The 16,310-nt window shown below is 70.0% G+C and carries 19 protein-coding genes; 6 read left to right on the top strand and 13 right to left on the bottom strand.

Annotated features, from left to right (window positions below; genetic code table 11):
- Positions 1-233: 233 nt before the first annotated feature.
- Positions 234-1,271: a general secretion pathway protein GspE gene (locus tag JQX13_RS55365; RefSeq protein WP_203409580.1), complete on the top strand. Its 1,038-nt coding sequence runs from the start codon at positions 234-236 to the stop codon at positions 1,269-1,271.
- Positions 1,272-1,281: 10 nt separating this feature from the next.
- Here JQX13_RS55365 and JQX13_RS14345 read toward each other — a convergent pair whose 3' ends face one another.
- The 12 genes from JQX13_RS14345 to rpmH form a co-directional block, all read right to left on the bottom strand.
- On the bottom strand, positions 1,282-2,037 hold the full coding sequence (locus JQX13_RS14345) for an SDR family NAD(P)-dependent oxidoreductase (RefSeq protein WP_239014748.1): 756 nt from the start codon (positions 2,035-2,037) through the stop codon (positions 1,282-1,284).
- A gap of 11 nt (positions 2,038-2,048) precedes the next feature.
- A complete protein-coding gene (locus tag JQX13_RS14340; protein WP_203409578.1) occupies positions 2,049-2,723 on the bottom strand; it encodes an SDR family oxidoreductase in 675 nt (224 codons plus the stop codon).
- Positions 2,724-2,743: 20 nt separating this feature from the next.
- Complete coding sequence (locus JQX13_RS14335; RefSeq protein ID WP_203409577.1) at positions 2,744-3,466, bottom strand: Coq4 family protein; 723 nt, start codon at positions 3,464-3,466, stop codon at positions 2,744-2,746.
- A gap of 114 nt (positions 3,467-3,580) precedes the next feature.
- The gene (locus tag JQX13_RS14330) at positions 3,581-4,165 is read right to left on the bottom strand and encodes a Uma2 family endonuclease (RefSeq protein ID WP_203412024.1); all 585 of its coding nucleotides are present in this window, start codon (positions 4,163-4,165) and stop codon (positions 3,581-3,583) included.
- Positions 4,166-4,259: 94 nt separating this feature from the next.
- Positions 4,260-5,600: a tRNA uridine-5-carboxymethylaminomethyl(34) synthesis GTPase MnmE gene (gene mnmE, locus JQX13_RS14325; RefSeq protein WP_203409576.1), complete on the bottom strand. Its 1,341-nt coding sequence runs from the start codon at positions 5,598-5,600 to the stop codon at positions 4,260-4,262.
- 4 nt (positions 5,601-5,604) lie between these two features.
- Positions 5,605-6,786 (bottom strand): hypothetical protein, encoded by a 1,182-nt coding sequence (locus JQX13_RS14320; protein ID WP_203409575.1) that lies wholly within the window; start codon positions 6,784-6,786, stop codon positions 5,605-5,607.
- 184 nt (positions 6,787-6,970) lie between these two features.
- Complete coding sequence (locus tag JQX13_RS14315) at positions 6,971-7,204, bottom strand: hypothetical protein (RefSeq protein ID WP_203409574.1); 234 nt, start codon at positions 7,202-7,204, stop codon at positions 6,971-6,973.
- Between the two features lie 33 nt (positions 7,205-7,237).
- Positions 7,238-8,047 (bottom strand): hypothetical protein, encoded by an 810-nt coding sequence (locus tag JQX13_RS14310; RefSeq protein WP_203409573.1) that lies wholly within the window; start codon positions 8,045-8,047, stop codon positions 7,238-7,240.
- The gene (gene yidC, locus JQX13_RS14305) at positions 8,044-9,894 is read right to left on the bottom strand and encodes a membrane protein insertase YidC (RefSeq protein WP_203409572.1); all 1,851 of its coding nucleotides are present in this window, start codon (positions 9,892-9,894) and stop codon (positions 8,044-8,046) included. Before yidC ends, JQX13_RS14310 begins: the two co-directional genes overlap by 4 nt.
- Positions 9,895-9,907: 13 nt before the next feature.
- Positions 9,908-10,126: a membrane protein insertion efficiency factor YidD gene (gene yidD / locus JQX13_RS14300; protein WP_203409571.1), complete on the bottom strand. Its 219-nt coding sequence runs from the start codon at positions 10,124-10,126 to the stop codon at positions 9,908-9,910.
- Positions 10,123-10,524: a ribonuclease P protein component gene (rnpA, locus tag JQX13_RS14295; RefSeq protein ID WP_203409570.1), complete on the bottom strand. Its 402-nt coding sequence runs from the start codon at positions 10,522-10,524 to the stop codon at positions 10,123-10,125. The genes yidD and rnpA overlap by 4 nt, the downstream gene beginning before the upstream one ends.
- 13 nt (positions 10,525-10,537) lie before the next feature.
- Positions 10,538-10,690, bottom strand: a complete 153-nt coding sequence (rpmH, locus tag JQX13_RS14290; protein WP_002621386.1) for a 50S ribosomal protein L34 — start codon at positions 10,688-10,690, stop codon at positions 10,538-10,540.
- A 371-nt stretch (positions 10,691-11,061) separates the two neighbouring features.
- On the opposite strand from rpmH, the gene dnaA reads away from it, so the two are divergent.
- The 4 genes from dnaA (at position 11,062) to JQX13_RS14270 (ending at position 14,884) form a co-directional block, all read left to right on the top strand.
- The gene (dnaA, locus tag JQX13_RS14285) at positions 11,062-12,414 is read left to right on the top strand and encodes a chromosomal replication initiator protein DnaA (RefSeq protein ID WP_203409569.1); all 1,353 of its coding nucleotides are present in this window, start codon (positions 11,062-11,064) and stop codon (positions 12,412-12,414) included.
- A gap of 150 nt (positions 12,415-12,564) precedes the next feature.
- Complete coding sequence (locus JQX13_RS14280) at positions 12,565-13,149, top strand: hypothetical protein (RefSeq protein ID WP_203409568.1); 585 nt, start codon at positions 12,565-12,567, stop codon at positions 13,147-13,149.
- A gap of 158 nt (positions 13,150-13,307) precedes the next feature.
- Positions 13,308-13,934 (top strand): NAD(P)-dependent oxidoreductase, encoded by a 627-nt coding sequence (locus tag JQX13_RS14275; protein WP_203409567.1) that lies wholly within the window; start codon positions 13,308-13,310, stop codon positions 13,932-13,934.
- A 122-nt stretch (positions 13,935-14,056) separates the two neighbouring features.
- Positions 14,057-14,884 (top strand): hypothetical protein, encoded by an 828-nt coding sequence (locus tag JQX13_RS14270; RefSeq protein ID WP_203409566.1) that lies wholly within the window; start codon positions 14,057-14,059, stop codon positions 14,882-14,884.
- A 141-nt stretch (positions 14,885-15,025) separates the two neighbouring features.
- Here the strand turns inward: JQX13_RS14270 and JQX13_RS14265 are convergent, their stop codons facing one another.
- Positions 15,026-15,829, bottom strand: coding sequence for a hypothetical protein (locus JQX13_RS14265; protein ID WP_203409565.1), 804 nt, complete (start codon positions 15,827-15,829; stop codon positions 15,026-15,028).
- 131 nt (positions 15,830-15,960) lie between these two features.
- Between JQX13_RS14265 and JQX13_RS14260 the strand changes: the two genes are divergently transcribed.
- Positions 15,961-16,176, top strand: a complete 216-nt coding sequence (locus tag JQX13_RS14260) for a hypothetical protein (protein ID WP_203409564.1) — start codon at positions 15,961-15,963, stop codon at positions 16,174-16,176.
- Positions 16,177-16,310 lie beyond the last annotated feature (134 nt).

The following is a 16,310-nucleotide window of genomic DNA, read 5'->3' as shown; positions in this document are numbered from 1 at the left end:
CCATGGAACGTCTCTCTCGCGGCTCCTGAGCGACCGGAGTTTCTCACCCGGAGAGAAAACCGCCGCGGCGTTGAAAACCTCACACACGGCTCGTTTTACGCCCGGAATAACCAGACTACCCAGAAGGTAAACTACCGCTGGCGTCTGCCTGCAACCATGTGGCGCGAACGATGAAGACACCCTGGTTGCAAACGTTCTACACAGGCGTGCGAACCACACGGGGGGATCGCGCGATGCAAACGAAGAAACGCCTGGGAGAAATCCTGCTGGAGCTGGGGTGGGTGGACGGGCTGCAGTTGCAATCGGCCTTGGCCTACCAGCGCAAGTGGGGAGTGCCGCTGGGACAGGTCGTGGTGGACATGCGCTTCTGCACGGCGAGCCAGGTGCTGGCGGCGCTGGCTCGCCAGACGGGCATCCCGGAGATCGATCTGGACGCGGAGCTGCTGGAGCCCTCCCTGGCGAAGCTGGTGCCGAGGCGGCTGGCGGAGATGCACCGGGTGGTGCCGCTGAAGCTGGAGGGCCCTCGGGACATGGTGCTGGTGGTGGCGATCGCCGCCCCGGCGAGCCTGCAGTCGTTGGACGCGGTGCGCAGCGTGACGAGCAAGGCGCGGGTGGTGCCGAGGCTCGCGACGGACGCGGCGATTGGCCGGGCCATCGAGCGGCTCTACTCGGATGGGACGCAGTCGCCGAAGCGGCCGGAGCTGGAGGCCATCACCCTGCCCGAGGCCGACGCGGACATGCAGCTGAACAGGGCCAGCATGGCGGAGCTGATGGAGGGCTCCAGCTTCGAGGGGCGCGCCATCCTGATGCCGGACCTGAACCTGGAGTGCGAGGCGCTGGAGCTGCCGCTCCTGGAGCCGCTGGACGTGGAGGAGTTGGAGGAACTCCTGGAGCTGACGGAGGAACTGCCGGAGCCCGAGGCCGGTGGCGTGCTGCTCTACGGCTGGGGCGCGGCGGCGGCGGCGGGGCTGGTCCGGGTGCTGGGACAGGCGGGCTACCAGGCGAACGTGGCGAGCACGGAGCAGGTGTTGTCGGCGGGGGAGGGCGCGGTGGTGCTCTCGCCCCTGCCCTCGCTGGAGGCGCTGGAGCGGCGTCCCCGGGCGCAGCTGCTGGTGGCGGGCAAGGTGCCGGAGCTGGACGTGGGGCGCGCGCAGGCGTTGGGCGCTCGCGGCTTCCTCGCGGCGCCCCTCGACACGGACCTGATGCTGCGCGCCGTGAAGCGGCTGGTGCGCTCGGCGGGCGAGGTGCCCCAGCTCCGGGCGGCGGGCTGAGGCGCTCGGCTCAGAACCCGGGCACGTCGTTGGCCAGGTGCGCCGACAGGCCACCGTCCATCACCAGCGCGCTGCCGTTGATGTAGCCTCCGAAGGGCCCGACGATGAAGGCCACCAGCCTGGCCACCTCCTCGGCGCTTCCGAACCTCCCGGCGGGAATCCTTCGCAACAACTCCTTGCGCGACTCGGGGTCCGCGTTCGCCAGCATCTCCGTGTCGATGTAGCCGGGACACACGGCGTTGCAGGTGATGCCGTAGGCACCCCACTCGGCGGCGATCGTCTTCGAGAAGCCGATGATGGCGTGCTTGGTGGCCGCGTAGGTGGAGGAGCGCGCCCCCCCAAACAGTCCCTGGATGGAGGAGATGTTCACGAGCCTCCCGTACCCGCTCGCCTTCATGCGCGGGAGCGCCCACCGGCAGAAGTGGCGCACGCCATCCACGTTCACGCCGAACAAGGCCTTCCACTCCGCCGTGTCGACCTCGTCCACGCGGTGGAAGGGGCCTCCGACGCCAGCGTTGTTCACGATGACGCCGGGAGTGCCCAGGCTCGTCTCGATGCGGTCGAGCGTCGCGTTCACCGCGGCCTCGTCCGCGACATCACAGACGAACGATCGCGCCCGGTCCCCGAGCTTCGTCTCGAGCCTGGACAGGGCCGCCACGTCCCGTCCGACCAGGGCCACCTGGTAGCCGTTCTCCGCGAGCACTTCCGCGATCGCCGCTCCAATACCCCGGCTGGCTCCGGTGACGACCGCGAGCTTCGCGTTCACTGGCGCTCCCATCACAGCACCCCCTTGGGAGGAAGCAGTCGGATCTCATCCACGCGGACGTTCAAGGGCTTCCGGGCGATCTCCCAGAGGGTCTGGGCCACCTCGTCCATGGACAGCATGTCGGCCGGGCTGAACTCCGGGCGCGAGTGCCAGAAGGACGTGTAGACGGCGCCCAGGGAGATGAGCGTGGCCCGGATGGAGTAGGGCTTCCCCTCTTCATTCAAGACGCCCGTCAGGCCTCGAACCCCGTGCTTGGACGCGGCATACGCCGCGTTGTCCACCAGGGTGAGGTGATCACTCACGGAGCCCATGTGGATGATCCGCCCGCCACCCGCTGCCTTCATCCGCTTGAACGCCTCGCGCGCGCAGATGAAGGCCCCCGTCAGGTTCACGTCGATCGTCTTGCGCCAGTCTTGAACTGAAATCTCCGGAATGGGTGCGAAGACCCCCACGCCCGAGCAGTTCACCAGGAGGGTGATGGGGCCGCCCAGCGCCTGCTCCGCCCTGTCGAACATCGAGGTCACGGAGGCCTCGTCCGTGACGTCCACGCGAAGGGCCTCCGCTGTCTCCTGCTGCACGTCATTCGACGCGCACACGACGCGCAGGCCCTCCGCCTTGAATCGGGCGAGGACGGCCCCGCCTATTTCACCGGTCCCGCCGACGACAATCGCATTCCGAGCGCTCATGCGGGGGGACTATAGGGCGCTCAGGTCCGCTGGATGGGATGGAAGAACGGGAGCGAGGTGTAGCCGCCGCAGGAGTTCACTCCGGTCTGGCCCAGGTGCTCGGGTGCTCGCGCGGAGAGGCCAAGCCTCCGCCGCAGGGACTCCAGGGGCTCCTCCCACAGCGTCTCGAAGCGCTCGCCCAACAGGGCCGCAGCGGCAACGCCCCGCTCGAAATCCTCCGCCTGGATGTGCCCCGAGTAGATGTCGCGCAGGTGCTTGTACCGATCCCGCTGGATGTCCGGATGCACCGCCGCCTCCGCCAGGAAGGAGGCGAGCGCGACGGGCGCCACGCCGAACACGAACGACTCGACGGCGACCTCGTCCGCGTCCGATGTCTCGTACGCGCCCAGCACGTGGATGAAGTCGTGGCACTTGTTGAGCCGGTGGACGGCGTACTGCGTGGGCGTCGCGTCCGCGCCGAGCTTCGCCTGGATGGGGAAGAAGTCGGGGAACAGCCGGTAGTGCTCCATGTACCGCGCGTAGCAGTTGCCGAGCGTGCCCGCGGGCAGCTTCGCCAGTGCCTCGGGCTCCGGGAGCGGGGGATCCCACCGCTCGGCATGGAGCTGCCGGAAGCCCGGCACCGCGAGCAGGGCGGCATCGCTGGCGGCCAGGAGCTCGGGAGTGGAAAGCGGTGAGATGATCTCACCCAGGGTGGCGCGCCGCCGCGTCAGGTCGCGCGCGAGCTCGTTGAGGGAGCGACTCATACCCCCAACGGTATTTCCTTCCGGGCGGGACCTTCAAATCCTACTCGGAAATCCCGTCACCCGGCACGCCATGCAGGCGGGCGGCGTGGACCGGGCGCCTCGGGCCTCACGTGCTCAGCGCACGAGCTCCAGGAAGCTCTCGGTGGGCATCCACAGCGAGGAGAGCTCCAGCGGGAGCGAGGCGAAGGGCTCGGCGCGGACGATGGCGTCGCCCTCGTAGGTGTCGACGAGCAGCCAGCCGCGCTTGACGCGCTGGAACACCTCGAGCGTGCGCGCGGAGGGGTCCACGAGCCACACGTGGGACACGCCAGCGCGGGCATAGGCCGGCAGCTTGCGGGTGCGGTCGAGCGCGGCGGTGGAGGGCGCGAGCACCTCGCAGATCCAATCCGGCGCGAGTGTGAGGAAGGGCGCATCCGGCGTGGGCGCCTCGGAGAGCCTGTCCCGGCGCCAACCGGCGAGGTCCGGGACGAGCACATCGTGGCCGAGCCGCAACTCGGGGGCACGCAGGAAGCACCAGCGGCCGGACCCACCGCGCCGCGGGTCGAACCGTTCACCGAGCTCTACTCCCAACATGAAGGCGGCACGGGCCTGGACTGGCGCCGGCCGGGGCGAAGCCACCAGCTCCTCGTCGACGATTTCCCCAACCCATCCCATGGGCAGCGCCTCGAGAGCCGAGTACGCCGCCTGGCTGTTGCACATCGGAATCACCCTGTCCTCCTACGGCCCTGGTGGGCCGGGCAGGGGAAGCAGTCTAAGGAGGGGTCTGACATCCCCCGGGCCGGGGAGCGGGTGTCTACTTCCCGATACAGAAGCGCTGGAAGATGGCGTCGAGCAGGGCCTCGGAGGCGCAGGTGCCGGACACCTCGCCGAGCGACTCGAGGGCGAGGCCGACCTCGCCGGAGACGACCTCGAGCGTGGAGAAGCGGCAGGCGCTCTCGGCGCGCGACAGGGCCTCGGCGGTGCGCCGGAGGGCATCCGCGTGACGCTCGGAGACGAGGGCGACGGCGGAGGGCGCTCCACCGCCCCACAAGCGCGAGAGCATCTCGGAACGCAGCCGCTCCACGCCCTCGCCGGTGAGCCCGCTGACGGACACGGCCTGCTCCGTCCCCAACTTCTCCACAACTCCCCGGACGTCACACTTGCCCGCCACACGCAGCACGGCCGTGACCCCGGCCTCGCGAAGCCATCGTTGGGCCTCCGCCTCATCCGCCTCGGGAGGAAGCACGAGCACCGCGAGGTCCACGGTGGCGAGCACCTCGCGCGTGCGGGCGATTCCGAGCGCCTCGATGCGTCCGGGAGACTCGCGCAGCCCGGCGGTGTCGAGCAGGGTGACGCCGAGTCCCTCCCACTCGACGCGGGCCTCCAGCACGTCGCGCGTGGTGCCCGGCTCCTCGTCGACGAGGGCGCGCTCCTCACCCACGAGCCGGTTGAACAGCGTGGACTTGCCCGCGTTCACGGGCCCATACAGGGCCACCCGGGCGCCCCGGCGCACGAGCCGTCCGCGTCCCACCTCGGCGAGCAGGGCGTCCGCGGCGGCGCGCAGCTCGGCGACACGCGCGCCCGCGCCCTCGTCGGCGCCCTCTGCCTCCTCGGGGAAGTTCAACACGCCCTCGAGGTCCGCGTGGAGCGAGCGCAGGGGCTCCTCGAGGCCCCGGAGCCGCGAGGCCAGCGCTCCGGCGAGGCCCGCGGCGGCGGCGCGGACGGCGGCCTCCGAGTCCGCGGCGACCAGGTCGGCGACGGCCTCGGCGCGGGTGAGGTCGATGCGCCCATTCAGGAAGGCGCGCCGGGTGAACTCACCGGGCCCGGCGGGGCGCACGGCGGGGTGCTCGAGCGCGCGGGAGAGCAACATGCGCAGGAGCCGGGGGCTGCCATGGGCCTGGAGCTCGACGACGTCCTCGCCGGTGAAGGAGTGGGGCGCGCGGAAGTAGAGGAACAGTCCCGAGTCGAGCACGGCGCCGGAGGCATCGACGAAGGAGGCCAGGTACGCGTGCCGGGGCGAGGGAGAGGCGGGGACGCCGGGAGCGAGCATGCGCCCGGCCTCGAGGGCGGCGGGGCCGGAGAGGCGGAGGATGCCGACGGCACCGGCGGCGGGAGCGGTGGCGAGCGCGGCGAGGGTGGCGGGCGGGGAGCTCATGCGACTACGGGCACGCGGGCGGGGTGGGGGAGAAGAAGTTCTCGTCGTAGGAACCGTTGCAGGACACATTGCCATTGCCGCCCACGTTCCCACCACGGAGTTGGGAGCCGCCGATGCGGATGACGTAGCCCTCGGCGCCGAACACGGAGTTGCCGCCGCCGGAGAGGGTGGAGCGCTGCACGTCCACGGAGTAGGAGCCGGAGTCGGCGCGGCTCACCTCCAGGGCGCGAGCCTGCCGCCCCGAGGCACCGGAGCCCGAGACGGTGCTGTCCCGCACGGAGGCGGGGGACGACGTCAGGCGCAGCCCGGTGGAGACGCCGCCATTCGCGCCGGAGAGCTCGGCACGGACGAGCACCACGGAGGAAGCACCCACGGCCTCCACACCGGTGCTCTCCGCGCCGCCGTCCGCGCCGGTGGCGAAGGAGTCCCACAGCTCCAGGGCGCCCTGGCGCACGGAGACGCCGAGGGCCCGGTTGCCACCCTGCCCGAGGAACGTGGAGCCCGTGAGCTTCGCGGTGCACCCCTCGCACGAGAAGCCCACGGTGTCGCCCTGGGAGGAGGAGGCGAGCGCCTGGACGCGCTCGAAGCCACCGGGGCCCGGGCCGGCGGAGGACTGGATGGCGACGGTGCGCTGCTGTCCGTCACGAGCGAGGGCCACCACGTCGCGCGCGCGGAACAGGGACGAGGCGGTGGAGAGCGCCACGGCCTCGCCCGCGCCGCCCGTGTGCTCCACGGTGAGCGAGCGCAGCTCCGTATGGTCCACGCCCACCACCGTGGGCCCCGGGGCGTGGGAGCGCACGAGGGTGAGCGCCTGTCCCGAGCCCTGGACGTGGATGTACGGCCGCAACTCCAGCCCCTCGGCTCCCAGGTCGAACACCCCGGGCTCGACGAGGACGAGCCACGGCTCCTCGGCGGAGACCTTGGTGATGGACTGGACGGCGTTGCGCAGGTTCTCGCCGCCGATGAGCGGGTTGTCGCCTGGCGGCACGACGCGGATGCGGGCGAAGTTGCCCGGAGGGCCCATGGGTCCGGGGTCCCCCTTGGGACCTGGATCTCCCTTCGGCCCGACGACGTTCTCGCCCGCCGGACCCGGCGCTCCCTGGGGACCGGGTTCTCCCCTGCCACTCGAACAGGCACAAAGGGACGTCATCAACATGGCCAGGGAGAGAACGACTCGGCGCCGCATGGACAGCCCTCCTGTGCCCAGGGGGGCACGACGCACGAGCTAGGTGCGCCGTCCACGTGCGTCCAGCCGAAGGAGGGCCCACCACCGCTGGACGACGGTGGGAACGTCCACCAGTGGCGGCCCGGGACCGGTGAAGACCGCCGGCCGACAGAGCCCCCCGACGCCAGGGCGTCGGACCCGGGGACTAGCCCCGCTCGCCCTGCGGCGCGGGAGAGGAGCCCCGAGCGGCGCGCTCGACGGCCTCGCGGTTCTCGTTGATGTACCTCTCGACGGCGGCGTCCTCGAGCTCCAGGTCACGCAGCACACCGGGGTAAACGAACTTGAAGGCGGGAGACTCCTCGTCACCTCGCAACCGGAAGCTCATCTTCAGCACGGCCGCTCCGTATAGCTTGTCCTTGAGCGACTTGGCCTTGCCCATTCCATGCCCTTTCGTCGGTGGGCCCCGAGGGACTCAGCCCTCGAGGTCATCCTCGTCATCGTCCTCCGGCAGCATGCTCCGCTTGGGGAGCGGGGCGGGCTTCTCCGGGGTGAACACCACGCGCCGGTTGTGGCCCTCGCCTTCGCAAGAGACCTTCACCCCCGGCACGCCCTCCACGGCATTCAGGACGCGCGCGCGGTCTTCTGGCTTCACTGTAACGAGGGCATAGAAACGGCCCAACGTGGCCGACCGCTCGGCGAGCTTGCGGGCGGCCTCCTTCAAGGCCGCATCCTCGGTCACCTCGAGGGAGCGCTCGTCGGACTCGACGGTCCGGGCCGGGGCGGCCTTCGCCTGCTGCTGCGACGCGGCCTGTCCCCGAGCCGGTTTGGCCTGTTGCTGCGGAGCCGGAGCCTGCTGCTTCCGGGGCTGCTGCTGCGGCGCGGGGACGGGCCGTGGCGCCGCCTCCACGGCCTGGGGAGCGGGGGTGGCCTGGGCCGCGGCCTGCTCCCGCTTCAAGCGCTCGCCGCGAGGCTCCGGGTGGACGCCGGCGCCCACGAGCACGAAGCGCCGCTCGGCGCCCGGGCGGTGGAGCATCTTGTTGAGGAGGAACTGCAACGAGTCCACCACCTGGCTGCGCTTGCCGGACTCGACGCCGGGAGGCGGCTCGCCCTGGAAGTGCAGGGCGACCGCGAGACTGCCATCGCTGGCGTCCTTGAAGTCGAGCCGGGCGGGAAAGCCCATCATCCCGAGGATGTCGGTGAGGAGCCGCTCCACGCGGGCGCGCAGCTCGGCGCCCGCGGTGGCCGAAGAAGGGGAAGCCTCGGGTGCCTGCACGTCGCTCACTTGCGCTTGCCTCCCGCCGTGGCCGTGGCCGTGCCCGCCGGCAGTCCGCCGCTTCCGCCGCCGCGCTTCTCCAGCCACTTCCTCAGGCCGTACTGCTGCGCGATGGAGAGGATGTTGTTGGTGAAGATGTAGAGCGCCAGACCGGCCGGGTAGTTGAGCAGCGTGGCGGTGAAGAGGATGGGGACGAACCAGGTCATGATCTTCGCCTGGGCCGGGTCTCCCATCTGCGGCTGGAGCTTCTGGGTGATGATCATGCTGACGCCCAGCGCGAGCGGCAGCAGGTAGGTCGGATCCTTGTAGGTGAGGTCGCGCCACACCGGACCGAAGAAGGGCTCCTGGTAGATTTCGTAGCTGTTGCGCAGGGCGGTGAAGAGGGCGATCCACACGGGCATCTGGATGAGCATCGGCAGACAGCCACCGAGCGGATTCACCTTGTTCTCCTGGTAGACCTTCATCATCTCCAGGTTCTGCCGCTCGCGGTCGTCCGCGTACTTCTTGCGAATCTCATCCACGCGCGGCTGGAGCTTCTTCATGGCCTCCATGCTGACCATGGAGCGGTGGGTGAGGGGCAAGAGGAGCGTCTTCACCAACACGGTGAGCAGGATGACGGCCACGCCCCAGTTGCCCACCAGGCCGTGGAAGAACTTCATGATGGTGACCAGCAGCTTGGCGATGACCGCCCACATGCCGTAGTCGATCGTCTCCGTGAGCTGAGGGGCGTAGGCGGAGGCGGTGAGGCCGGCGGCCTCGCGCACGGCCGGGCCGGGCACGGCGCCGAGCAGGTCCGGATCCTTCGGCCCCAGGTAGCCGCCGAAGCGGTACGTCACCGTCTGGCCGGCGGCGGCGGTGAGCGGGAAGCTGGCGACGACGCCGCGCGCCTCGGGGGTGGCCACGAGCTCGCAGCGGCCCTGCTGCGCGCCCTCGAGCGGGTAGAGCGCGGAGAGGAAGTACTGCTGGTCGATGCCGAAGAAGTGCACCGGGCCGCGCAGCTCCTCCGGCTCCGGCTGACCCTGATCCGGCGCCAGCTTGTGCTTCTCCTCGCCCACGTGGCACGAGGCGTAGCTGAGGTTGCCCACGCCGCCGAAGAAGGACGGGGCGTGCTCGCTGTCCGGGCTGATGGCGCGGTTGTAGTGCACCTGCAGCTCACCGGTGACCGGCTGCCCCGAGACGTTCTTCACCTCGAGGGTGTAGAGGAGCTCGAAGCCCTCCTTCGGCCACTGGATGCTCTTGGTCACCTCCCACGGCCCCTGGCGCGTGGTGAAGGTGGTGGCGCCCTGGCTCGCGTCCGTCTCGGCCACCGCGTAGCGCGCGTCGGCCGGCAGGGGCTGGGGGCCCGTGATGGAGATGGCCAGCGGCAGCGCCTGGCCCTGCACCGGCTGCGCCAGGTTCATCTGAGGCGGCGGCGGCACCTTGCCCCCGAAGAGCAGCTTGTAGCCCTCGGCGATGGAGACCTGCTGCTGCTCGCGCATCTTCTCGCCCTGGAGCACCGCCGAGGTGAGGCCCGCGCCCTGGGTGGAGAAGGTGTAGTGCGCCCACTGACGCTCGAAGTTCAGCGTGCGCACGGGCGGAGGCGGCGCGGCGTCGGCCACGGCCCCCTCGGTGCCCGTCCCGGCGGGCGGCGGCGTCCCCGCCGTCCCCGTGTCCCCACCGGCGGTGGGAGCGGGTGTGCCCGCGTCGGTGGCGGCGACCATCTGCCCGGCGTCCGCGACTCCGGCCTCGGGCGGTGGCGCGTTTTTCGAGAGGAGGAAGGTGTAGGCGAAGGTGAGGCCCATCGCGAGCGCGAGTGCCACCAGCAGTCGCCGTTGGGAGTCAGCCGAGTTGGGCGAGAGCGGATCCAGATCGTTCATATAAGAGAGGCGGTCAGGGAACGGGGTCGAAGCCGCCGGGGTGGAAGGGCTGGCAGCGCAGCAGGCGCCAGACGATGAGGCGCACACCGCGGAGGGCACCATGCTTCTTCAGCGCCTCCAGGGCGTACACGGAGCAGGTGGGGTGGAAGCGGCAGGCCGGGGGCAGCAACGGCGACAGCCACCGCTTGTAGAAACGGATGGGGAGCGCGAGCAGGTAGGCGAGCGGGCTCATCGGGCGGACTCCCGGGGGCCTGACGGAAACAACCTCTGCAGCTTGCGGGTGACTCCATCGAAGGCGCGCGACATTTCCGGGAAGGATGCGTCCTTGGCGGACTGACGCACGACCAGGACTACGTCCACACCGGAAGGCCATTGCTGGCGGCGCTTGCGGAAGAGCTCTCGCAGGAGCCGACGCAGGCGGGCACGCACCACGGCATTGCCCACCTTGGTGGAGACGGTGAGGCCCACGCGGCTGTAGGGCCGTCCGTTGGGCCTGGCGAGCCCCAGGAGACAGTCGGAGGGAATCTTCTGACCGTTCTCCTGGACCTCGAGGAACTCGCGCCGCCGGAGCAGGCGCAGGGCCTTGGGAAAGCGCTCGTCGCGAGGTGGCGCCTGGCCCTCGGCCTTCACGCGAGCGTCCCGGCTACTTCTTGTAAGCGGAGACCACCAGGCGCTTGCGGCCCTTGGCGCGGCGGCGGCTGAGGACGTCCTGGCCCGCGCGGGTGGAGTTGCGCTTGCGGAACCCGTGGGTGCGGTTGCGCTTGATCTTCGAGGGCTGGTAGGTGCGCTTGGACACGGCTGAACTCCTGGGACGACGGGGCGCCCACCGCACGGGCGGGCACCCTTATCCATAAAGCAAAGGAAGGCGGCGCTCGTAACCCGATCTCCCACCCAAGTCAACGCCGGATCACTCCCGCCTGTCCGATCGGGGATGGAGGCCACCCTTTTGCACCCCACACCCGGGGTGAAGCGGGGTGGGAGTGGGAACGCTGGGGCCACAACCGTTGGAGGGGGCGGGGGATTCCGCGCCGGGCGCTGCGATCAGAAGGGGGGCCGTAGGGGTGCGGAATGTCTGGGGTAGGGGCCGCAAACTTGATCGCCCAGGGGGGGGCTGTTAGCACGGACGGCCCCCTGCCTGGTGATCCACCAGCGCATCGGAGCCCTACCGTGAACGCGCTCGCCCAAACCCTGCCCCCACCGCCAAGTGCCGAGATTCTCTGGGAAAGGATGCTGGACTGCCTGAAGCAGGACAAGCGGGACTACGCGCTCGGGTGGATCGGAAAGATGCAGCCCCTGGAGGTGCGCGGGGACACGCTGGTGCTGGCGGTGCCGGACCGGTTCTACCAGGACTGGGTGGATGACCATTACCGGGGGCTGCTCGAGTCGACGCTGGCGCGGGTGACGGACACGCCCGCCCGGCTGGGCTACGAGGTGGTGCCGGGCCTGGCGCCTCCGCCGGAGCTCAAACTCGCACCGGAGGTCAAGTCCGCGGGGACCCGGCCGCCCCGGCTCAACGCCCGCTTCACCTTCCAGAGCTTCGTGGTGGCCGACAGCAACCAGCTCGCCGCGGCGGCCGCGCACGCGGTGGCCGAGAGCCCGGGCCGGGCCTACAACCCGCTCTACATCTATGGTGGGACGGGGCTGGGCAAGACGCACCTGCTGCACGCCATCGGCAATAAAATCTGGGAGAGGGATCAGACGCAGCGGGTGGTGTACCTGTCGAGCGAGCAGTTCACCAACGAGTACATCGAGAGCGTGCGCGAGCAGCGGATGCCGGAGTTCCGCCGGAAGTTCCGCGAAGAGTGCGACGTGCTGATGATCGACGACGTGCAGTTCCTGGGACGCAAGGAAGAGACGCAGCGGGAGTTCTTCCACACGTTCAACACACTGCACGAGCAGGGCAAGGCCATCATCCTCACGAGCGACATGGTGCCGGCGGAGGTGCCCGGGCTGGAGGAGCGGCTGCGCAGCCGCTTCAGCATGGGGCTCATCACGGACATCCAGGAGCCGAGCTTCGAGACGCGGGTGGCCATCCTCCAGAAGAAGGCGGTGATGGAGGGGTTGGATCTGCCGGACGAGGTGGCGCACTTCATCGCCCGGAGCTTCCAGAAGAACGTGCGGGAGCTGGAGGGGGCGCTGGTGAAGGTGAGCGCCATCCACTCGCTGTCGAGGCACCCGGTGACGGTGGACTTCGCCTCGCACGTGCTCAAGGACGTGCTGCCGACGCGGCAGGTCGTGGACGTGGAGAGCATCCAGAAGGAAGTGGCCCGCTACTACAAGGTGCCGGTGGAGGCGTTGAAGGAGGACCGGCGGCACAAGGCGCTGGCGCACGCGCGGCAGGTGGCGATGTACCTGAGCCGCAAGCTGACGAAGGGCTCGTTCCCGGAGATCGCCGCGAGGTTCAGCAAGGACCACTCGACGGTGATCTCGGCGGTGCGCAAGGTGGAGAAGCTGCGGGAGACGGACGCGGCGGTGAAGCGCGAGCTGGACGAGCTGGAAGCAAGGCTGACGGGAGAGTGAGCCCCCCTCCCCTCTCCCCCTGGGAGAGGGACGGGGTGAGGGTATGCGGCCCCGAGCTGAAGTCCGTACACCTGACCTGACTGGTGACTTGACTTGAGGTGACTTGATGAGTCAACCTACTCGCGAAGTCACCACGGGAGGTGTGTGTCGATGGATCGTTCCATGTCGGTTCCCACGGGAGTGGGAGAGCATTCCCTCACGCCGGGCGAGCAGCGGATCCTGACCCTGATGGAGCAGGGCCAGCAGCGCCTGGAGCAAGGCCAGCAACTCCTGGAACAGCGCCTGCAGGGCATGGACCAGCGCCTGCAATCGTTGGAGCACGGCCAGCAGCGTACGGAGCAGCAACTCAAGGAGTTGACGCTCAAGGTAGACCATGAAGCCGCCGCCAGCAGGATACGAGACCTGCAGTTGGCCGCGGATCTCCAGGGTCTCCGACACGACAACCAGGAGCGGCTCGTCCGACTCCAGGGGCAGCTCGAACAATCCCTGCAGAAGACGCAGGAGTCGGTGCTCACAACCTTGTACTTCGAGACGAACAAGCTCCGGACCGAGTTCTCCGAACGGTTCGACCGGCACAACGCACGCCTGGAAATCGTGGAGCAGACGCTCGAGCTGTACGGTGAGCGCATCCGTGACAACACGCAGGCCCTCCAGGGCCAACGGGAGGACGTGAGGAAGCAGACGACCGGGGTCGAGGGCCTGGCCCAGGCGCCCCGGACGCTCGAGACCCCCTAGGGCCAGAGGCTCTTGCGGACAACCCGGCACCAGGAGCGCTATATGACGGGCCGCGCTCGTTCCTGGCAGGGCCGAGGGTGATGGAGCCAGAGCGGACTCCGCGACACCCACCGGACCGGCCCTCCGCTCGGGGAACGGGTCACGGAGGAGTAACACCCATGCGGTTGACGGTCTTCGGAGCGACGGGTCGGGTCGGGCACACGCTGGTGCACGATGCGGTGGCGCAGGGGCACGAGGTGACGGCCTATGTGAGGGACCCGCAGCGGCTGGGAGTGAAGCATGGGCGGCTGTTCGTGAAGAAGGGCAGCCTGGAGGACGGCACCGCCGTGGCCGAGGCGGTGCGCGGCTCGGAGGTCGTGGTGAGCGCCATCGGGGCGCGCGACGCGACGCACGCGGTGACGGTGGTGACGCAGGCCACCCGGTCCATCGTGGCGGCGATGAAGGCCGAGGGTGTCCAGCGGCTCGTGACGGTGGGCGCGGCGGGACTGCTGCCCCACCCGGCGGGTGGCCTCACTGGAGAGCACGGCCTGCCGCCCTTCCTGCGTTACGCCTTCGAGGATCACCGCGGCGCCCTGCAGGTGCTCCAGGAGAGCGGACTGGACTGGGTGGTGGTGTGCCCGCCCGTCATGCCCAGCGGCGTGAAGACGGGCAAGTACCGCACCGCCGTGGAGGCGCTGCCCACGGGCGGCCGTCAGGTGTACCCCGAGGACGTGGCGGACTTCACCCTCAAGGTGGCCACCAGCAACGAGCTCCACCGCGTGCGCGTGGGCATCGTCGGAGACTGAGCCGCCCCGGCCTGGGGGCGGTGAGCTCCGGTGCGAGTGGCCGCTCTTCGACCTCGGGGGTCATCCAGGCGCGGTGGCCCGAAGACGTGGCCGGACGTCCCTGGTACCGCACCCACGAGCCCATGAACCTTCGCGCCCCTTCGCTCCGTCAGACATTGCTGTCCGCCGCCACCCTGGCCGTCACCGCCTGTGGGGGTGGAGAGGGCGCCTCGTTGCGCTTCTCCGTCAACGAGTCCCAGTCCGCCCAGGCCGCCCGTGCGCTCGTCCAGGGCGCGGAGACGCCGGCTCCCCTCGAGGCTCCCACGTTCCGCTCCAGCGACGGCGTCACCTTCACGCTGACGGAGGCCCGCATCCACCTGAAGGACATCCGCCTGGAGCTCCCCCAGGGGACGAAGTGCGCCGAGGTGCGCGGCCTGCTCTCGGGCGCCACCTGCAAGGGCGGCGAGTCCGGCAGCGGCTCGGGGACGGTGCTCATCCCCGGCCCCCTCATCGTGGACCTGATGACGGGTACCACCCTGCCGGATCTGTCCGGTCTGCGCCTGCCCGCGGGTACCTACAAGCGCATCGACTTCCGTCTGGACAAGGCCAAGGCCGAAGAGGTGGCCAGTGGCGAGCCCCTCGTGGGCTATAGCCTCCGGGTGAAGGCCCGCTTCACCCGGGATGACACCGACAACACGCTGGAGCTGAAGCTCGGCTTCAGCGAGGACGCGCGCTTCGAGTCCGCCACCGGTGTCGAGGTTGGCGCGGATGACGCGCTGCTCGCGCTGCTCGCCCCCCAGGCGTGGCTCGAGGGCCTGCCCGTGGCCACGTGCCTGGAGAAGGGTGATCTGGAAATCACCAACAACGTGCTGCTCCTCGATGACCGGGCCAAGGGCGACTGCAGCGGCGCCGAGGACACGGTGAAGCGCAACATCAAGAACAGCGGCGACCTGCGCAAGGCCAGGGATTAGCCCGAACCGGCGAGCCTGGTGCGTTCTCCTCATCGCGCCAGGATTTCCGGTCCGCACAGGGTGGGTGGTGGCTCCCACCCCGCTCGGGCCTGGGCCCCCTCCAGGGACCTCCACCCTGAGAGGGGGCCGTGCGGAATTCCCTCAACCCGCGGTGAACAGCTCGCGCGCCAGCGCGGAGAGCCGCGGCCAGAAGAACCCTCCCCACAGCACGAGCGAGCCCAGCCCCAGTCCGAGGGCGGCGAGCGCCTGGCCCCCGCGGCCGATGGGTGGCCGGGCCTGGGGATTCACGCGCCGTAGGGCCACGACGCCGAGCCCCACCGCCACGGGCGCAAGGACAGGCAGGACCACCCCGTAGAGTCCGAACATCAGACCGAGCCTCGCCAGGGGATTGTTCTCGTACCGGTCCCACAACCGGAGCAGGACGGCATCCGGGATGGGCTCGCGGAAGAAGAGCTTGTGCCGCGGATCCTGGTGGAGGGTGATGGCGAGGCCGAAGAGGAGGAGGGCGGGAATGAGGAGCGCGGTGCCCTCGCGCACCAGGCCGGCCACCCCCAGGCCCACGGCCAGGACGGGGAGCATCCTACGGGCCCACCGCTGGCGGAAGAAGCACCCCACGCCCAACCCCGAGCAGATGAGCGCGAGCCCCCCGGCCACGGTGTTCCCGCTGCCCAGCAGCGCGATGCCCACCCCCAGCGCCACGAGCCCCCAGAAGCCCAGCACCCAGGCCCACGAGTCCCTCCGGCCCCACAACTTCCGCCGGAAGGTCTCCAGGTAGTTGACCTCGGGGAGGGCGGCGCAGGCGGTGCAATAGACGGCACCCAGCACCCAGGTGGCGCACGCGTCGCAGAAGAAACCGCCGCAGCGCCCGCAGACACCGCCGGCGGGCACGTCCGGGTGGGCGGCACACCGGGGAGTGACGGAGCTCGAGGCGTCGACGGAGGCCATGACTCCAGTCTCTCATGAAGCCGCCCGCCCCTCCCTCGATGGACGGGGCAGGCGCCGCTTGTTGCCGCCCCGCTCCACCCCCACCCTCGAGGAAGAAGTCCCCCGAAGAATCCCACTACGAGGAGCAGGCCATGGCGGACAAGAACTGGGGTAACTGCAAGGGCTGCCGCTACTTCGGCACCCACAACGCCCAACCCGAGGACACCGACATCGCCCAATGCATGGAGCCCGACCTGCGGGAATTCGACCTCCAGGTCTCCGGCATGAGCGGCTGCAACGAGTTCGAGGCCCGGACCGGCGTCACCGGCGGCATCTACGACGAGCCCGTCGCCCCCACGATGCACTGAGTGTGAGGGGAATCGCCCGCCTGTCCCCGGTGCGGGCTCTCACTTCCGAGAAAACCCACCCCGTCCCCGGGGATTGATGTCGCTATGCTGCGATGCATGGCCTCGCCGCCGATGCCCTCACACGACCCGGCCGG

This window comes from Archangium violaceum (genome assembly GCF_016859125.1).
In the GTDB taxonomy this organism is placed as follows: Bacteria; Myxococcota; Myxococcia; order Myxococcales; family Myxococcaceae; genus Archangium; species Archangium violaceum_A.
This window is presented reverse-complemented; position numbering and strand designations above follow the sequence as displayed.

Bases quoted from the DNA above. Each gene is read 5' to 3' on its own strand.
- JQX13_RS55365 (WP_203409580.1), top strand. From the start codon at position 234: ATGCAAACGAAGAAACGCCTGGGAGAAATCCTGCTGGAGCTGGGGTGG.
- JQX13_RS14340 (WP_203409578.1), bottom strand. From the start codon at position 2,723: ATGAGCGCTCGGAATGCGATTGTCGTCGGCGGGACCGGTGAAATAGGC.
- JQX13_RS14335 (WP_203409577.1), bottom strand. From the start codon at position 3,466: ATGAGTCGCTCCCTCAACGAGCTCGCGCGCGACCTGACGCGGCGGCGC.
- JQX13_RS14330 (WP_203412024.1), bottom strand. From the start codon at position 4,165: ATGTGCAACAGCCAGGCGGCGTACTCGGCTCTCGAGGCGCTGCCCATG.
- mnmE (WP_203409576.1), bottom strand. From the start codon at position 5,600: ATGAGCTCCCCGCCCGCCACCCTCGCCGCGCTCGCCACCGCTCCCGCC.
- JQX13_RS14320 (WP_203409575.1), bottom strand. From the start codon at position 6,786: ATGCGGCGCCGAGTCGTTCTCTCCCTGGCCATGTTGATGACGTCCCTT.
- JQX13_RS14315 (WP_203409574.1), bottom strand. From the start codon at position 7,204: ATGGGCAAGGCCAAGTCGCTCAAGGACAAGCTATACGGAGCGGCCGTG.
- yidC (WP_203409572.1), bottom strand. From the start codon at position 9,894: ATGAACGATCTGGATCCGCTCTCGCCCAACTCGGCTGACTCCCAACGG.
- yidD (WP_203409571.1), bottom strand. From the start codon at position 10,126: ATGAGCCCGCTCGCCTACCTGCTCGCGCTCCCCATCCGTTTCTACAAG.
- JQX13_RS14280 (WP_203409568.1), top strand. From the start codon at position 12,565: ATGGATCGTTCCATGTCGGTTCCCACGGGAGTGGGAGAGCATTCCCTC.
- JQX13_RS14275 (WP_203409567.1), top strand. From the start codon at position 13,308: ATGCGGTTGACGGTCTTCGGAGCGACGGGTCGGGTCGGGCACACGCTG.
- JQX13_RS14270 (WP_203409566.1), top strand. From the start codon at position 14,057: ATGAACCTTCGCGCCCCTTCGCTCCGTCAGACATTGCTGTCCGCCGCC.
- JQX13_RS14265 (WP_203409565.1), bottom strand. From the start codon at position 15,829: ATGGCCTCCGTCGACGCCTCGAGCTCCGTCACTCCCCGGTGTGCCGCC.
- JQX13_RS14260 (WP_203409564.1), top strand. From the start codon at position 15,961: ATGGCGGACAAGAACTGGGGTAACTGCAAGGGCTGCCGCTACTTCGGC.